Origin of the sequence: Collinsella aerofaciens, assembly GCF_015670745.1 — a bacterium.
Lineage (GTDB): Bacteria > Actinomycetota > Coriobacteriia > Coriobacteriales > Coriobacteriaceae > Collinsella > Collinsella aerofaciens_T.
On sequence record NZ_JADPCH010000014.1, the window covers coordinates 1 to 18,219 of the forward strand.

Here is an 18,219-nt window from a genome sequence, read left to right on the forward strand (position 1 = left end):
CATGTCTCCAGTGGAATACGAGCGGCAATACGCTTGAGGATCCTTAAAAGAAAGTCCAGTTTATCCTTCCCACTCCACTTTCTTTATGCGCGTTGATTTGAGGGTGAAGCATGATGTCGAGGCCAGGAAGGCGGCCATAGGGCTCTTCGAGCTCGGACACGGGTATAAATCTGCCGCGATTGCCCTTTCGCTTCCCGCGGAAGCCGTGAGAAGATGGCAGGAGATATACCGCGCATTCGGGAGCGAGGTGCTGCTGCGCATGGACGGAAAGCAGGGCAGGTACACATACGAGCAGAAGGTCGCCGCCGCCTCCGCCGTCGTCGACGGCGGCATGACGAAGACCGAGGCGATGGCGGCGTTCGGCATAATGTCGATGTCGCCGCTCAAGAAGTGGTGCGCGCTATACCGCGAGGGCGGCGCGGAGGCCCTGCGCCCGAGGCCCAAGGGCCGGCCGAGCGGTTCCAGGGCGAGGCCGCGGACCCGCGAGGAGGAGCTCGAGGAGCGGTGCCGTAGGCTCGAGGCCGAGGTGGCCTACCTAAAAAAATTACGCGCCCTGGTCGAGAGGGACGGGCTCTGACCAGGGCGAAGGCCGAAGCGGTCGCGGCCCTGCGCGCCGAGGGGCACGCGCTCGGGCACCTGCTCGCATGCGCCGAGCTCAAGCGGTCGACCTACTACTACGCCCTCGCGCACCCGCCGAGGCCCACGCGCGCCGAGCTCTGGGAGGCGGCCGCCGAGATCTTCTCGCGCACCGCCAACGGCTGCGGGCACCGGCAGATAGCGATGTGCCTCAGGGCGGAAGAGGGGGTCGTGATAGCTGACAAGACCGTGCTCAAGATGATGCGCGAGATGGGGATTCGCTGCGGCATCAGACGCGAGACGGCCTACCACAGGTACAACTCGTACAGGGGCGTCGTCGGCAGAACGTTCGAGAACGTGATCGCGAGGGGTTTCGACGCCGGGGCCCCGTGGCAGAAGCTGGGGACGGACGTCACCGAGTTCAAGGTGGCTGGCGGTAAGGCCTACTGGGCCCCGACGCTGGACTTCTGCACCAAGGAGATCGTGGCGAGCGACATATCGACCACGCCCGACATGGCCCAGCAGGTGAGGATGCTCGACGAGCTGCTGTCCAAGATCCCCGAGGGCGTCGCCCCGACCATGCACTCGGACCGGGGCTGGCAGTACCAGCACGCCTCGTACACATCCAGGCTCGAGGCCGCCGGCATCGTCCAGAGCATGTCCAGGAAGGCGAACTGCATCGACAATGCCGCCACCGAGCAGCTCTTCGGCCACGTCAAGGACGAGTTCTACAGGGGCCGCGAGTGGAAGACGTTCGAGGATTTCAAACGCGACCTGGAGGAATACATAGTCCACTGGAACACGAGCCGGAGGCAGGTAAGATTGAAGGGCCTGACCCCGGAGGAGTACCGGAATCAGGCCCTTGCGGCCTAGTCGCTATTTAGGGCGTCCAAGATTTGGGGCGCAGTTCAATTCGGTAGCGGGCTTTTTGCTACCGATATGCCGGGATTCGAACCCGACAGGGTGCGAATCCCGGCATCATCGCAAGGCCTGTGGTCAAAAAATGGCAAATATGAGTACTGTTACCATTTTAGTTACAGCGATTTCATGCCTTCAGAAGGCGATTTAGCCGTCGGGCGTCCTACGGCGGAAAAATTGCAGACGTTTATCGGCTAAGTACTTGGACATATGTTGCGTGACACTACATATTTTGCAAATAAATAATGTTACAGGACTTGTGACAGTACTCATATTTGACGTTTTTTGCCCATAGCCCTCTATACCTAGGCATATCGGCGGCAAAACGGGCTTCAAAGCGCCCTTCGCAAACAAAAACCGGGGCCCGCATGATGCGGACCCCGGCTCAATACCGTGACGATATGTCAGTTACGCTCTACACGTAGAACAGGATGTCGTCGTAGGTCGGGACCGGCCAGTAGTCGGCAGCCACGATCTCCTCCATGGCATCCACGGCGGCGCGCAGCGTATCCATAGCGGGAACGACCTCGTGTGCATACACGTTGGCCTGCTCCTGGCCATCGAGGCCCTCGGCCTTCTGATGCACGGCGTCGAGCGCCTTGATGGAGTCGTTGATGGTGGTGATACCGTTGCAGAGCTTGTTGAGCGTGTTCTGCTCGCACTGCATGGCGGCCTCGGCACCGGCGGCACGAATAGTCTCAAGGCCCTTAGCGACCTTGGTGGCATAGGCGGTAATGACCGGGCGATAGGTACGACGCGCCTCGCGAACCATCGTGGTAGCCTCGATGTTCATGAGCTTGTTGTACTTCTCGAGCTTGCAGTCGTAGCGGCACTGGGCCTCGGCCTTGGTCAGGACACCCGTCTCCTCAAAGAGCGCAATGGCCTTATCGGAAACAAAGGCGGGCAGGGCGTCGGCCGTGGTCTTGTTGTTGGCAAGGCCGCGCTTCTCGGCCTCGATGGGCCACTCGTCGGAGTAACCGTCGCCGGAGAACAGGATGCGCTGGTGATCGGTCAGCACCTTCTTGCAGTACTCGAGCGCGGCGTCCTGGAACTTATCCTCGGGCGTACCCTCGAGTGCGTCGGCGAAGGACTTGAGCGACTTGGCCACGGCGGCATCGAGCACCAGGTTGGAGTCGGAGACGTTCTGCTCGGAGCCGCAGGCACGGAACTCGAACTTGTTGCCGGTGAAGGCGAACGGGGAGGTGCGGTTGCGGTCGGTGTTGTCCTGCATCAGCTTGGGCAGGGTATCGGCGCCCAGGTCGAGCACGCCGCGCGTGGCATGGACGGAAGCCTTGCCATCGATGATCTTCTCGACGACCTCGGTAAGCTGGTCGCCCAGGAAGATGGACATAATCGCCGGAGGAGCCTCGTTGGCGCCCAGACGATGGTCGTTGCCGGCCGAGGCAACGGAGGCACGCAGGAGCTCCTGATAGTTATCGACGGCCTCGATCACCGCGGTGAGGAAGACGATGAACTGCAGGTTGTCGAGCGGGGTGTCGCCCGGGTCGAGCAGGTTCTCGGACTCGGTGCCAAGCGACCAGTTGTTGTGCTTGCCCGAACCGTTGATGCCCTCGAAGGGCTTCTCGTGCAGCAGGCAGACCAAGTCGTGGCGGGAGGCGATGAGCTTCATCTTCTCCATCATGACCAGATTTTGGTCGATGGCCTCGTTGACCTCGCCATAGACGGGGGCGAGCTCATGCTGGCAGGGAGCGACCTCGTTGTGCTTGGTCTTGGCGGGAATGCCGAGCGCCCACAGTTCATCGTCCAGGTCCTTCATATAGGCCGAGACGGTGGGGCGGATAGCGCCAAAGTAGTGCTCCTCGAGCTCCTGGCCCTTGCAGGGAGCAGCACCAAAGAGGGTGCGGCCGGTGATGACCAGGTCCTTGCGCTTGCGGTAGGCGTCCTTCTTGATCAGGAAGTACTCCTGCTCGTCGCCCACGGAAGGAACGACCTTCTTGGGGGTCTTGCCAAACAGCGCCAAAACGCGCTTGGACTCACGCGAGAGCGCGGTCATGGAGCGCAGCAGCGGGGTCTTCTTGTCCAGGGCCTCGCCCGTGTAGGAGCAGAAAGCCGTGGGGATGCACAGGACATCGTCCTTGATAAAGGCGGGGCTAGTGGGATCCCAAGCGGTGTAGCCACGGGCCTCGAAGGTGGCGCGCAGGCCGCCGTTGGGGAAGCTGGAGGCGTCCGGCTCGCCCTGGATGAGGTTCTTGCCCGTAAACTTGGTAATGGCGGTGCCGTCGTGGTTGGGCTCCAGGAAGCTGTCGTGCTTCTCGGAAGTAATACCCGAAAGCGGCTGGAACCAGTGCGCGTAGTGCGTCGCGCCCTTGGAGATGGCCCAGACCTTCATGGCGTGGGCAACGGCGTTGGCCACGTCCAGGTCGAGCGGCTCGCCGCCCTCGAGGGTTGCAGCAAGGCGCTTCCAAATGTCCTTGGGGAGGTAGTCCTTCATGACTTCCTCAGAGAACACCATGGTCCCGAAGCGGTCAGTAAGATCGGCCATACGGAACTCCCTTCGTATCGGCACCGCGTGAGATGCGGTGTTGATTACTAACGAACGAGTCATAGCTTAGACTCGCCGTGTTTCCGCGACATTACCGTCATGTTGCCGTCGCGAAACCAATCAATGAGGTTACCCTATCGAGGCGGCGTTGCCACCCTCAACAGCCAATCAACTGTATAAATTGCAGACCTCTCCCCATGGTTTAAGGGTAGTCAACTTGGAATGGGGCTCTATTAACTGGTATTTCGCATCAGATACCATTCAATATAACCCCCATCCTACATTGACCGCTCTGTTATAGGAAATGCCGATAGCGAAGCATTTTCGATTGGTATCACCAAATCGTGAGAGAAACTCCACCTTAGCGCAGTGGTACTGTAGAATCCTTGCAACAAAACATCGCACCCAGGCATCTAAAGGAGCACGATATGCGCGTCGACGAGGTTTTTAAGCAGGCAGCATCCCAAGGCACCGCGCCCGTTTCGTTTGAGATGTTCCCGCCCAAGGGCGAGCTGACCCTCGACACGGCTCGCGAAGTGGCAGGCAATCTGTGCAAGCTTTCGCCGAGCTTTGTCTCGGTCACCTGCTCGGCCGGCGGCTCGGGCAACGGCGCCGCCACCGCCCCCATCGCACATATGATTACGAGCGAATTCGATACGCCCTCGGTGGCACACCTCACCTGCGTTGGCCGCACGCATGCCGATATTGCCGCCAAGATCGACGAGTACCGCTCCGCCGGTGTAGAAAATGTGCTGGCCCTGCGCGGTGATCTTCCCGCCGGCGCGACCGAGGACGACAAGCCCGCCTCGGACTACGCCTACGCCCGCGACCTCATCCCCGAGCTCGTCGACGCCGGCTTTTGTGTGGGCGCCGCAGCCTACCCCGAGGGCCACATTGCCTGCGAGGACCTCAACGTCTCGGTCGAACACCTCAAGCAAAAACAGGACGCCGGCGCGAGCTTCTTTGTGACGCAGCTCTTCTTTGATAACGAGTGCTTCTACCGTTTTCGCGAGCTTGCCGACAAGGCCGGTATCACCGTGCCCATTACCGCGGGCATCATGCCGTTTATGGGCAAGTCGCAGATCAGCCGCATGGTCTTTATGTGCGGCGCGTCGCTGCCCTCCCCCGTCATCAAGATTCTCGCCAAGTACGAGAACGACCCCGAGAGCTTGCAGGCAGCCGGTGTAGATTATGCCGCCCGTCAGCTTTGCGACCTTAAGGAGCACGGTGCCGACGGTCTGCACCTGTACACTATGAATCGTCCTGCGATCGCCGCAACCATTATGGAGCGCCTGGGGTAATGGAAAAACCGCACATCGATACAACCGCTGTCGAAGTGCCGGCCGACCTTGCGTCGCCGGCGCTTTATCGTATCGATGATGCCCACCATCCCCGCGTCGATCGTGCCGAGATGCTGCGCTACCTGGGCTACAGCGGTCAGCAAATTGAGCCCGAGCTGTCGCAGCGTATTGAGCTTGTCGTTGAACGTTTGGAACTGGACATTGAGCCCCGTGGCGTGCGACGCGTGTTTGCCGTCGATGCCACGGGCGTAGACGAGCAGGGAGAGCCCTGCATCCGTCTGGTCGGCACCAACGTTGAGCTGCGCGGTCGCGATATCTATCGACATCTCAAAGACGCCCGATTTGCCGCGCTCATGGCATGCACCCTCGGCATGGACGCCGAGCGTCGCCTGCGCACCACGGGAGCCCAGCAGCCCCTAGAGGGAGCTGTGCTCGATGCCGCGTGCTCTGCCTATGTGGAAGCTGCCGTCGAGCAGATGGACCAGCAGGTCAAGGCTGCGGCCGCCGCACACGGACTCGCCGGCAACTGGCGCTTCAGTCCCGGATACGGCGACTGCCCGCTTACGGCACAACGCTCGATCGTGAATGCGCTCAACGCCACGCGGCTCATCGGGCTTACCGTCACGCCTACCAGCCTACTCATGCCCACAAAGAGCGTGACCGCGGTGATCGGTCTGTTTGACGGCGAGGTCCACGACGCCCAGAGCCGCCCCACCTGCAATATCTGCCGCATGCGCGAGCACTGCCGCTTCCGCGCCGCCCACACCACCTGCTATTCCAGCCATTAGGAGCCCCCGATGTTTACTCCGCTTATCACTCATGATCTGGACGGTGCCGCGTTGGCGGCGCCCGTTGATGCCGCACGCCGCAATGGCGCCACGTACAAGACGCGCACGATCGACGACCTTCGCATTAAGGACGATCGCCTGCGCGCCGCCATCGAGGGCACGGGACACCTGCTGTTCGACGGCGGCATGGGCACCATGCTGCAGGCGGCCGGCATGAAGGCCGGCGCCCTGCCCGAGCTGCTCAACTTTGAGGAGCCCCAAGTCATTACCGATATTCAGCGTCAGTACGTCGACGCCGGCTGCGACGTAATCACCGCCAACACCTTTGGCGCCAACGCCCACAAGCTCGACGGTGCCGCCACCGTGGCAGACGTCTTTGCCGCGGCCGTCACCTGCGCCCGCGCGGCCGGCGCCCGCTACGTCGCCGGTGACATCGGCCCCATCGGCGCCCTGCTGCGCCCCCTGGGCACCCTCAGCTTTGACGAGGCCTACGACCTCTTTGCCGAGGAGGTGCGCGCCGGCGTCGCTGCGGGCGTCGACCTCTTTATTATCGAGACTATGACCGACCTGGCCGAGATCAAGGCGGCGGTCCTCGCCTGCCGCGAGAACTCCGACCTGCCCGTCTTTGCCACCATGACCTTTGAGGAAGACGGTCGCACCTTCCTGGGCACGAGTCCCGAGGTGGCCGCCATCACGCTCGATGCCATCGGCGCCGACGTTTTGGGCATCAACTGCAGCCAGGGACCGGCCGAGCTCCGGGGGCTCGCCGCACGTATGCTCACCGTTACCGATAAGCCCATTATGGTGCAGGCCAACGCGGGACTCCCCCATGTGGACGACGACGGCAACACCGTCTTTGATATCCAAGCCCCCGAATACGCCGAGGCCGTCGCCGGCATGATCGCCGACGGCGTGAGCGTCGTGGGCGGCTGCTGCGGCACCACGCCGGCGCACATGGCAGCGCTACGCACGCTTATCGATAACCACACGCCCAGCCCACGCCGCCGCAAGCCCAGCATGTCGGTCACGAGCGCCCAAACGGTCGTGGACCTTCCCTGCGACGGCCACAAGATCGCCGTCATCGGCGAGCGCATCAACCCCACCGGCAAAAAGCGCCTGCAGCAGGCCCTGCGCGACGGCGACCTGGACTACGTTGTGAGCCAGGGCATCAGCCAGCAGGAACAGGGCGCCGACATTCTGGACGTCAACGTGGGCCTGCCCGAGATCGACGAGGTCAAGATCATCCAACAGGCGGCCGAACAGCTCCAGGGCTCCACGCTGCTGCCGCTGCAGATCGACTCCACCGACCCCGCAGCCGTCGAGGCCGCCGTGCGCCGCTACGCCGGCAAGCCCATCATCAACTCGGTCAATGGCAAGCAGCAGATCATGGATGAGATCTTTCCGCTGGTCGCCCACTACGGCACCAACGTTGTCGGACTTACGCTCGACGAAGGCGGCATCCCCGATACCGCCGAGGCCCGCTTCGCCATCGCCGAACGCATCGTGGCCGAGGCTGCCCGCTACGGCATCGGACCGGACCGCATCCTCATCGACTGTCTGGTCATGACCGCCTCGACCAATCAACGCCAGGCCGAGCAGATCCTGCGCGCCATGTCCCTGTGCAAGGAGCGTCTGGGCGTCAAATGCGCGCTCGGCGTGTCGAACATCAGCTTTGGCCTGCCTGCCCGCCCGCTGCTGGGCTCGGTCTTTTTGGCCGCCGCTTTTGGCGCAGGTCTTGATGCCCCCATCATGAACCCGGGCTCCAAGCGCTTTATGGATACCGTCTACAGCTATCGCGTCCTGAGCGTTGAGGACGAGGGCTCGACCGGATACATCGAGCGCTACGGCGGCTGGACCGATCCGTATAAGATCGCCGCCAACCCGGCAGCTGCTCAGGCAGTATCGACCGACGCTGTGCCCGCTGCTGGCACCGCCGGCACCGACGGCAACGACGGCCCGATTCGTCGCATGGTCGTCTCGGGCCGCAAAGGCGAGATCGCTGCCGAGACCGAGCGTCTGCTGGCAGATCACGACGCCATGGACCTCATCAACAATCACTTTATCCCCGCCCTCGATGAGGTTGGCGTCCTCTTTGACCAGGGCAAGTTCTTCTTGCCGCAGCTTATGGCCTCGGCCGAGGCAGCACGTGTTGGTTTTGACACCATCAAGCGCCTGATGCCCGCCGGCGAGATTGCCGACAAGGGCAAGATCTGCGTGGCCACCGTCAAGGGCGACATCCACGATATTGGCAAGAACATCGTCAAAATGCTGCTCGACAACTACGGCTACACCGTCTTTGACCTAGGCCGCGACGTCGACCCGCAAGAGGTGCTCAAGACCGTGCAGGAGCGTGACATTAAGCTCGTCGGCCTCTCGGCGCTTATGACTACCACGGTCGTCGCCATGGAGGAGACCATCAAGTTGCTTCATGCCGAGGTGCCGGGCGTCAAGATCATCGTAGGCGGCGCCGTGCTCACCCCCGAATACGCCAAGCAGATCGGCGCTGACTACTACGCCAAGGACGCCGCCGAGAGCGCTCGTATCGCCGAAGAGGTCTTTGGGCAGTAACACAACGGAAACAACCGAGCACCAAAACGTGCCGCACGCGCCACTTGGCACGTGCGGCACGTTAGAATAGATAAGACTATGCTCGTTTTGGCAGATAGGAGCGCAAGGATGGCGATCACGCCCGCAGAAATCGCGGAAACCCGCGGCATGGTTGAGGAGCAGAACCTCGACATCAGGACCATCACCATGGGTGTTTCGCTCATGGGTTGCGGTGACGAGAACCTCGACCGCATGTGCACGAAGATCTACGACCACGTGACGCACACGGCTGAGCATCTGGTCGAGACCGCCGAGAACCTCGAGCGCGAGTACGGTATCCCCATCGTCAACAAGCGCGTTTCCGTCACCCCGGTGGCCCAGATCGCCGCGTGCTGCAAGGATGAGGACCTCACCCCCATCGCGCATGCCCTCGACCGCGCGGCCGAGACGCTCGGCATCGACTACCTGGGCGGCTTCTCCGCACTCGTCCAGAAGGGCATCGGCGACGCCGACCGCCGCGTCATCCAGTCCATCCCCCAGGCGCTCGCCACCACGAGCCGCGTCTGCTCCAGCGTCAACGTCGCCAGCCTGCGCGCCGGCATCAACATGGACGCTGTGCTCATGGCCGCCCAGACCATCATCGACGCCGCCAAGCTCACGGCCGACCAGGATTCCGTTGGCGCCTCCAAGTTTGTCTGCTTTGCCAACATGGTCGAGGACTCCCCGTTTATGGCGGGCGCCGTCCACGGCGGTGGCGAGGCCGACGCCGTCATCAACGTAGGCGTCTCGGGCCCCGGCGTTATGGCCGCAGCCCTGGAGACGCTGCCCGATTCCGCATCGATGATGGAAGTCGCCGAAAAGATTAAGCAGACCGCCTTTAAGATCACCCGCGCCGGCGAGCTCATGAGCCGCGAGGCCGCCCATCGTCTGGGTGTCGAGAAGGGCATTGTCGACCTGTCGCTGGCTCCCACGCCTGCCATCGGCGACTCCGTTGCCCGTATCCTCGAGATCATCGGCGTGGGCACCTGCGGTGGCCCGGGCACGACCTGTGCGCTCGCCATGCTCAACGATGCCGTCAAGAAGGGCGGCGTCATGGCCAGCTCCAGCGTGGGCGGTCTCTCCGGCGCCTTTATCCCCGTGTCCGAGGACGCCGGCATGATCGCCGCCGTCGAAGCCGGCGCGCTTTCGCTCGAGAAGCTCGAGGCCATGACCTGTGTGTGCTCCGTTGGCCTGGACATGATCGCCATCCCCGGCGACACCCCGGTCGAGACCATCGCCGGCATCATCGCCGACGAGATGGCCATCGGCGTCATCAACAACAAGACCACGGCCGTGCGCGTGATTCCCGCCATCGGCAAGGGCGTGGGCGACTGCGTCGAGTACGGCGGCCTGTTTGGCCGTGCGCCCATCATGCCGGTGAACCCCAACGCCGGCACCGTGCTTGCCCACCGTGGCGGACGCTTCCCGGCACCGCTGAACTCGCTCAAGAACTAGCTGAGGGGTTCGGGCGAGGAGCCCCGAGGAGGGCAAATATATAAGGTCGCCTGCTCGGACAGTCCTGACTCGCACGGAGAGCACATTAAGTGCTCTCCGGCTCGTGCGGAACTCGCGATCGACCTTATATATTTGCCCTCCCCGGGGCTCCCGCACAACGGGACCTCGGTTGGGTTCTATCCCTTTGGCAGTCGCTTCGCTCCTGCACCACTTGGCTGATACGGCGGTTTGGCGTTGGAACGGTTCTTTTTCTGATATATTCTGGTTGCGGCTCTTCTTTTGGGAGGAGTCGCTTTTTTGTTGCTAGGAGGTTGGCCCGTGGCTGATGATTTGATTCATTCTGAGCTGCTTGCTGCGGATTGGAATGGCGAATGGATGCGCCTGCAAGCTGCTCGGCGACGGGCTGATGATTCTTTTGAGTGGGATAAAAGGGCTCGGCATTTTCGACCTCTTGAGACTGCTCCGTATGCCCGGGATTTTATGAAATTGCTGGCTCTTGAGCCTGGTGAATCGGTGCTTGATATGGGGTGTGGGGCTGGGTCGATTGCTATTCCGCTTGCGCAAGACGGGCATCCTGTGATTGCGGCTGATTTCTCCCCCGCCATGCTGGGCACGCTTGATGCCGGCATTGAGTATTACGGGCTCGAGGATCTTATTACGCCGCTTGAGCTTGCTTGGGATGATGACTGGAATTTGGTTGGACCGGTCGCGAAAGCGGTAGATGTTGCCTTTGCCAGTCGCTCTGTCACCACGACCAACCTAAAAGGCGCGCTTGCCAAGCTCGACCGCACGGCTCGCCGGCGTTGTGCTGTCACGATGGTCGCCAACTCCAGCCCGCGCTACGACCTGCACGTGATGAACGCCATCGGCGCCTCGGTTACCTGCAGTAATGGCTTTGTGTACGCCTTCAACATCCTCATTCAAATGGGCGCCCTGCCGCAGGTTACGTACTTTGAATCGCCTCGTCGCGATACCTTCGATAGCCTTGAGGCAGGTGTGGCAGACTTCTCCCGCATGCTTGAGCATGGCAACGAGGATAAGGTCGACCGTCTGCGCGACTACATCGCCCAGCACATGATCGAGAATCCCCATGCCGGTGAGCCGGGCTCCAAGGGCGTGCCGCAGGGGCGCTATATGCTCGATCATGTCCGCAAGGTTCGTTGGGCGTTTATTGCATGGGAGCCGGTCTCTGCACCCCGCTCGTAGTCTGTTCGCAGCCCGCACCGCCCACTCACTCGGCATCCGCATTCTTTTTGAACTGGGCAAACGCGCTCCACACCGCGCCGTTCCTGCGCTATCGTGGGACAGCTCACGTAGATTAAGGCCCCATTGCGGGGCGCCCCATACATAGAAAGCGAGAACCCATGGCACTGACAGGAGCACAGGTCAAGCAGCTTCGCAGCATGGCCCATCACCTCAACCCCGCCATCATCATCGGCAAGTCCGATGTCAACGAGGGCACCGTCGAGCAGACGGTCGCCTATCTGGAGAAGCACGAGCTCGTTAAGTGCTCCGTGCTCGATGGCTCCAGTCTTTCCGCCCGCGAGGCCGCCGAAGAGCTCGCTGAGCGCTGCCACGCCGAGGTCGTCCAGGTCATCGGCCGCAAGTTCTCGCTGTATCGCGAGTCCTCGCGCAAGGACATCGAGAAGATCAAGCTCGTCTAAGAGCCAGTGATCGGCGAGCCAACACATAGCAAGCTTACGGGTGCCCAAGTACTTCGGGCGCCCGTTTTTTATCGCTCGACCAGCACGCGATTGAGCCGCCCCTCCACCAAGCGCTCGTATAGACGCCGCGTCTCGGGCTCGGGCACGCCATTGACCTGCTCCCTCAGATGGTGCATATGCCCGCTGTACAGCTCGACGATATCGCGCCGTCGCCCCGCCGCACTGTAGACGCGCATGGCGCAGCGCACCATATCCTCACGCGCCGTTTCCTGCCGAAGCCCCGACTCCGCCAGCCAAATCGCCGACTGCAGATCGTTTTCTTCTAGAGCGGCATTTGCTCCCTTAATCATGCAATCGATGTACTTTGACTGCATAATGCGCCGCATGCGCAAAAAGTAGGTGGGATTACAGCCATTGGGAACATACAACGGTCCGGCATAAAGCTGCTCAATCTTAAGGCACAACTCGACCAGATGGGGCCCGCGCGCACCCGTGCGATTTCCCAAAACCTCGCGGCTTATCTGGTCAAACAGCCGTACATCGGTCTTGACGTAGTCGCCGTTGAGCCCAATGCATTCATTTTGGATGAGCACGCATGACTTGCCATCCGGCGTCGGCCCCAAAGCCGACCGCAAGCGCGATATCGTCGAGTACAGGTTGTTGCGGGCGCTATTGAACTCGGCATGGGGCCACAGCTCCATGGCCAGCGTCTCACGATCGACGAGCGCATCCATGCCCAGCGCAAGCCGCTCGGCAAGCGTCGCCGCCTTCTTGCGGCGCCACATTTTGTCCGTGATGGGAAACCCGTCGCGCTCGGCGCGAAACGCACCAAACATGCGAATCTCGATATGGTCGATGGTATCAACGGCTTCAACCTCGCCGGCCTGGAATAGGCGCTCGCCCTCCCCTTCCAAATCGTCGCGCAGCGAGTACCGCGACAGCTCGCGCACGGGAAGCTTCTTGCGTATCCTGGCCGCCGGCTCGCCCAGACAATGCATGGCAAGGCGCGCAAAGAGCCGATACGATGGCTCTAGAATCCCCGCACGATTCATGGACATCCAGGCCGCAAGATCGCTGTCTCGGCCCGCACAGGCCAAATGCAGCGCCACCATCCAGGCCTCCGCTCCACCAACCTGCGTCTGGCTTATATCGAGCAACTCCGCTTCCTCGCGCACCGAAACCATCGAGGTGTTACGCAGATATGCCGCGCGTTCCAGCAGCAATGCGTTATCGCGCATGTACGCAATCGACTCCTCGGCAAGTTTGAGCACTTGGACCGCACGGAACTTTGCATTAACCGGCCGTCCCTCTGCCAGCGACTGCCAGCCTTCTAGCAACAGGCCAAACAGCTGAATCTGGTTGTCGCGCATGCGCACAGCAAAACGATCGAGCTCGTTGAACGCCGCGTCGTCGGTTACCGGCAAGCCGGAAAGGAGCCGCCGTGCCGCCAACACCATGCGCACCCAGATAGCCATCGCCCTAAGCCCGCGTACGTCGAGCGCCTCCCGCACCACCGTCATCTCGTCGTCGCGCTCGTCGGTTCCCGCAAACGACCCGTCAAAGAGCTCCACCAGCATACTATCGGCCCGTATAACAATCCCCGCGATGTCGAGCTCGCAGTCGTAGGCCTTGCTCGTTTTGAGCTGTTGTAGAACGCCGCCGTCATCTCCCCGCTCGGTCAGGCACCGCTTGACCTCGATATGCGCAGACAACATATCGAGTGCGGTATGGGATGTCTCGATTTCTGGCACGGCCAGGTTCGTAGGAAGCCCAAGCCCGTTGTCCCCATAGCAAAAAGCCGTCAGCGTCTGGGCCACCCTCCATGAAACGGGGTCTATTTCGCAGGCCGCCCGTTCGCCCCCGCGCTCGATGACCGATGCCATATAGCGAGCGAGCTTTGTATTGGACACGCTGACCGCTGCCAGATATACGCCAAGCGCTTCGGCAGGCGTTGGCTCTGGAGCCGGATCGTCGGCATCGATCGTGCCCAGCGCCGCTCGGCAGATATCGGCCCCGTGCCCCGTCAGAGCCAGATCGACCCCATACTGCCCAGCAAGTTCAAGGACCGCTTCACGGTCCAAAAAGGCGTCCGCCAGGCCCATCGCCGCATCGCATCGGCCCGCCTTAAGCAAAATCCGGGCCGCCCTCGGAACAAGTTCGGGGCGAACCTCGGCCACCAACTTACGCAAGCGCAAGCGTCCGTTATCCTCCGTGCCCAGACACGTAAAACTCCGCTCGGCGGGATCCAAGCCAAAGATCGGGTAGTCGCGCACAAAATAGGACTGGTCGACCATCGACAGCCTCACCCCACAGGCCTCGAGTTCTGCGATATTGCCCTCGCCCATCAAAACCATGAGACATGCCACGCAAAACAGCGCATTATTGTCGAGCGAAGCCAGATCGGCAAGTGCCGCGCCATATACGTTGACAATCTCGTTTTCGAGCAGACCGGCTACGTCACCTTGGCCATACAGACCCGTCTGCAATGCCGAAACGAGCTCGGGCACGCCCTGCGTGAGCTGATAAAAGTCGAGCGATGTGCTGATCGAAAACGCCGATGCCCACGCCGAATACTCAAAGGCATGCACCTTAAGCATCTGCGCATTGATCTTAACCGAATCGCCCAGCCCATGAATCAGCTGACGATTTGAAGGACGGCAGGAGATAAAGACCCCTACCCCCATAGCGCGCAGGCCGCGAATCCTGTCGATGAGGTCTTCGGTATCGTGCTGATCGAGGTTTGGCACATTATCAATCGCGATAAGGGAGTGCGGTTTGTCTTTGAGTTCTTCGGTAACCACCTCGAGCTGCATAAACACCTCGCGCCCAATGGCGCGATCCGCCTCGATAATCCGCACGGGGCCTCGCGTCGGGTCGCATTTAACCTCATGGGTGTACTGCAGCAGCACCGAGGTCTTCCCAAACCCGTCGGGCGCATAAAGAACCACGATGCCGGCCTTTCGGCCCTTGGCGATAAGCTCATTCATCAAGCGTTCGCGTCGCACCATATAGCCTCCGCCCAGCGGCATCAGCTCGAGGTCGTCTATACCGCTCAAATCGTTTACCATGCCCGCTCCTCAACTCGACCGTATGGACACTGTAGCCGCAAGACCATACAAGCCGCGCTATGAATAGAGCGACCTTGTGTTTTAGGTTGTCTTTTGGTACGAAAGCGGCAAGTTTTTGTACAGCGAGGGCCGATTGTTATTAATCCCCCGACTAATCGGTCTTTAAGCAGGTAAATGAGCTTGTCAGCTTGTCCCATCTAAGCGGCAGTGTAACGCAGATGAACAAGGTTCAGCCATGTCATTCAACTCGCCTAGCACCCGCTACCGTCTACGACCTTCTAGTGGCATTTTTGCATAGAATCTGGTATGGAATGAACCAAGCTGTTGGACATCTGGCGTTCGTCAAGCTTACGGCAAGTTTTTGGTCAAGTGGGCGGAAAGGGGTAGCAAAAAGGCCCCCGCAAAGCGGAGGCCTTAATCAAGGCTATGTCGAGGTGCAGGATTCGCGCTACTCGCAGAGCGAAAGGGCGGCCTCGTCAGCAACGACGACGCAATTGGTGTGGAGCTGCAGGATCGAAGCGGGGCACTCGGGCGTAACCGGGCCATAGCACATATCGTGCACAGCCTGAGCCTTGGCCTCGCCGTTGGCGACAACCAGGATCATGCGAGCATACATGATGGTCTGGGTGCCCATGGTGTAAGCCTGACGGGGCACATCATCGATGCTGTCGAACAGGCGGCTGTTGGCCTGAATGGTGCTCTCGGTGAGGTCGACGCAGTGCGTGCCCTTGGAGAAGTGGTCATCGGGCTCGTTGAAGCCGATGTGGCCGTTGTTGCCAATGCCGAGCAGCTGCAGATCCGGGTAACCGGCGTCGGCGACGATCTTGTCGTACTCAGAGCAGGCAGCGGCGGCGTCGGGGTTGGAACCGTCGGGCACATGCGTGTTGTTCAGGTCGATGTTGATGTGATCGAAGAAGTTCTCACGCATGAAGTAGTGATAGCTCTGGGGATCGTCATGCGAAAGGCCGCGATACTCGTCCAGGTTGTAGGTGCTGACCTCGGCAAAGTCGACGTCGCCCTTCTTGTACCAAGCAGCGAGCTGCTTGTAGGCACCGATCGGGGTGGAGCCGGTGGCAAGGCCCAGCACACAGTCGGGCTTGAGGATAACCTGGGCCGAGATGATATTAGCGGCCTTGCGGCTCATATCCTCGTAGTCTTTAGCTTTAATGATCTTCATTACGCGTCCTTTCTCGTACAAGAGAGGCAAGGCTCCCTTACAAGCACTTGCCCGCGGCCCGCGTCGGCCGCAACCAACGTGTGCGGCCACCAGGGCGAGGTCGCGTAATGTATGTGTCTCGTGTCTAACCGCGTCGAGGCCCCTGCCCGTCCACGGTGACCCAAAGCCTTTTAGCTTCGGACAAATCCCATCTTGCCACGGAGGGCGTCCTCTTTCAAGGGCGCCCTCCGTAAACGTGTTTGAATTGTAGGCTAATGGCCACGTGCACTTGCTAGCGCTCGCGAGCAACGATAAGCTGGTCCATCTCTTCGACATGCACGCCAACGGAGCCCTTGATGCTCGAGAACTCAACGGAGTTGCACACCAAGATGGGAACCGTCACATCGTAGCCCTCGGCAGCAATTGCCTCGCGATCGAACTCGATGAGCACATCGCCCTTATGGACGATGTCGCCCACTTGCGCATGTACGGTAAAGTGCTTGCCCTCGAGCTGAACAGTGTCCAAACCAACGTGGATGAGCACGTCCAAGCCATCGACTGTGTTAAGCGCAACGGCGTGTCCCGTGGGAAAAATGGCCTCGACCTTGGCGTCTGCCGGCGCAATCACGCACGTGCCGGTAGGCTGAATCGCCACGCCCTGGCCCAAAAGGCCGGTGGCAAACGTCTGGTCATTGACCTCGGACAACGGAATGACATCACCCGAGATGGGAGCATCCAGCGTAAGGACTCGACCACGCATACCAAAAGACCTTAGGACTTTAGTGAACATGCTCCCCCTCGGACATACCAATCAATCAAAATAACCTTGTCAGTTTACCACTTGGCACCCGTTTTTGGCCATTAGGGAAGTTCGCGCTTGACAACCTCGACGATGTCGTCAACAACGCGCTGGGTCAACTCGTGCGTCTCGGCCTCGGCCATCACACGGACCAGCGGCTCGGTACCGCTCGGGCGCACCAGAATGCGGCCGCGGCCATCAAGCTCCTTCTCGGCAGCAGCGACGGCATCCCAGATGGGCTGGCAATCGTCCAGACCAGCCTTGTTGTCGGAATGCACGTTGACGAGTACCTGCGGGTACTTCTTCATGATGCCGGCAAGATCGGTGAGGGTGCGTCCGGTGCGCTTGAGCACGGCCAGCAGCTGCAGAGCCGTCACCAAGCCGTCACCGGTGGTGTTGTGCTCCAGGAAGATGATGTGGCCGGACTGTTCGCCGCCGATGACGGCGCCGTCCGCGAGCATACGCTCAAGAACATAACGGTCGCCCACGGCGGTCTGAACCATCTCGAAGCCCTGCTCCTTCATAGCGATGGAGAAGCCCAGGTTGCACATGACGGTCGAGACGATCTCGGAGTTGGCGAGCTTGCCGCGAGCGGCGAGGTCAGAACCGCAGATAGCCAGGATGTAGTCACCATCGATCTCATTGCCCTCGCTGTCCACGAACAGCACGCGGTCGGCGTCGCCGTCGTGGGCCAGACCGATGTCAGCATGGGTGCGCAGCACGAGCTCGCGCAGGGGCTCGAGGTGCGTAGAGCCGCACTCGACGTTGATGTCGGTGCCGCAATAATCGGTGTTGATGGCATGGACCGTAGCACCCAGGCGCTGCAGCGCGGCGGGCGTGGTCTGGCAAGAAGCACCGTGGCCGCAGTCGACGGCAACGACCAGGCCGTCGAGCCTCAGGCCATCAAGCGTATCGATGGCGTGGTCGACGTATGCCTTGCGAGCGTCCTTCATCTTGATGATGTGGCCCACGCCGGCACCGGTCGGCAGCGTGTCGGCAGCCATGGCTTCCTCGGACATGACCCAGGCGCTGATCTCTTCCTCGACAGCATCGGGAAGCTTCATGCCCTTGCGGCTAAAGAACTTGATGCCGTTGAACTCCGGCGGATTATGCGAAGCGGAGATGACGATGCCGCCATCGAGCTCGTTTTGGACGGTGAGCAGCGCCACGGCCGGCGTAGGAATGACGCCGCAGCAGTGCGGGCGGCCGCCCTCGGCCATAATGCCGGCGGTCAGAGCGCTCTCGAGCATAGTGCCCGAAAGGCGCGTGTCACGGCCGATGCAGATGTCCGGACCAAGAAACTTGGTCGCCGCGCGGCCCAGGCGAAACGCGAGGTCGCACGAAAGATCGGCGTTGGCGACGCCACGAACGCCGTCGGTACCGAAGATGTTCTGGGGCATAGGAT

Annotated in this window: 13 protein-coding genes; 8 read left to right on the plus strand and 5 right to left on the minus strand. The window is 61.1% G+C overall.

Annotation, left to right across the window (positions count from 1 at the left end):
• The first annotated feature begins 103 nt into the window (after positions 1-103).
• Positions 104-577, plus strand: a complete 474-nt coding sequence (locus I4W07_RS06180; protein WP_271739769.1) for a helix-turn-helix domain-containing protein — start codon at positions 104-106, stop codon at positions 575-577.
• 29 nt (positions 578-606) lie between these two features.
• Positions 607-1,449, plus strand: coding sequence for an IS3 family transposase (locus tag I4W07_RS06185; protein WP_230317516.1), 843 nt, complete (start codon positions 607-609; stop codon positions 1,447-1,449).
• A gap of 460 nt (positions 1,450-1,909) precedes the next feature.
• Here the strand turns inward: I4W07_RS06185 and I4W07_RS06190 are convergent, their stop codons facing one another.
• The gene (locus I4W07_RS06190) at positions 1,910-3,997 is read right to left on the minus strand and encodes a glutamine synthetase III family protein (protein WP_196025974.1); all 2,088 of its coding nucleotides are present in this window, start codon (positions 3,995-3,997) and stop codon (positions 1,910-1,912) included.
• A gap of 428 nt (positions 3,998-4,425) precedes the next feature.
• On the opposite strand from I4W07_RS06190, the gene I4W07_RS06195 reads away from it, so the two are divergent.
• The 6 genes from I4W07_RS06195 (at position 4,426) to I4W07_RS06220 (ending at position 11,791) form a co-directional block, all read left to right on the plus strand.
• Positions 4,426-5,298: a methylenetetrahydrofolate reductase gene (locus tag I4W07_RS06195; protein WP_196025975.1), complete on the plus strand. Its 873-nt coding sequence runs from the start codon at positions 4,426-4,428 to the stop codon at positions 5,296-5,298.
• Entirely contained in the window at positions 5,298-6,086 is a 789-nt protein-coding gene (locus I4W07_RS06200; protein WP_196025976.1) for a hypothetical protein, read from the plus strand. The genes I4W07_RS06195 and I4W07_RS06200 overlap by 1 nt, the downstream gene beginning before the upstream one ends.
• Positions 6,087-6,095: 9 nt before the next feature.
• Positions 6,096-8,654 (plus strand): homocysteine S-methyltransferase family protein, encoded by a 2,559-nt coding sequence (locus tag I4W07_RS06205; protein ID WP_196025977.1) that lies wholly within the window; start codon positions 6,096-6,098, stop codon positions 8,652-8,654.
• 108 nt (positions 8,655-8,762) lie between these two features.
• Entirely contained in the window at positions 8,763-10,127 is a 1,365-nt protein-coding gene (locus I4W07_RS06210; RefSeq protein ID WP_035136908.1) for a PFL family protein, read from the plus strand.
• A 522-nt stretch (positions 10,128-10,649) separates the two neighbouring features.
• Positions 10,650-11,333 carry a hypothetical protein gene (locus tag I4W07_RS06215; protein ID WP_230317517.1) on the plus strand — a complete coding sequence of 228 codons (684 nt, stop codon included), beginning with the start codon at positions 10,650-10,652 and terminating at the stop codon, positions 11,331-11,333.
• A 158-nt stretch (positions 11,334-11,491) separates the two neighbouring features.
• Entirely contained in the window at positions 11,492-11,791 is a 300-nt protein-coding gene (locus I4W07_RS06220) for a YhbY family RNA-binding protein (RefSeq protein WP_006234690.1), read from the plus strand.
• A gap of 68 nt (positions 11,792-11,859) precedes the next feature.
• Here the strand turns inward: I4W07_RS06220 and I4W07_RS06225 are convergent, their stop codons facing one another.
• The 4 genes from I4W07_RS06225 to glmM all read right to left on the minus strand — a co-directional run bounded on the left by I4W07_RS06225 (position 11,860) and on the right by glmM (position 18,214).
• Positions 11,860-14,859 (minus strand): AfsR/SARP family transcriptional regulator, encoded by a 3,000-nt coding sequence (locus I4W07_RS06225; protein WP_196025979.1) that lies wholly within the window; start codon positions 14,857-14,859, stop codon positions 11,860-11,862.
• Between the two features lie 448 nt (positions 14,860-15,307).
• Entirely contained in the window at positions 15,308-16,036 is a 729-nt protein-coding gene (gene nagB, locus I4W07_RS06230) for a glucosamine-6-phosphate deaminase (protein WP_195443890.1), read from the minus strand.
• Positions 16,037-16,307: 271 nt separating this feature from the next.
• A complete protein-coding gene (locus tag I4W07_RS06235; RefSeq protein ID WP_328291088.1) occupies positions 16,308-16,775 on the minus strand; it encodes a PTS sugar transporter subunit IIA in 468 nt (155 codons plus the stop codon).
• 101 nt (positions 16,776-16,876) lie between these two features.
• On the minus strand, positions 16,877-18,214 hold the full coding sequence (glmM, locus tag I4W07_RS06240) for a phosphoglucosamine mutase (protein WP_006234694.1): 1,338 nt from the start codon (positions 18,212-18,214) through the stop codon (positions 16,877-16,879).
• Positions 18,215-18,219 lie beyond the last annotated feature (5 nt).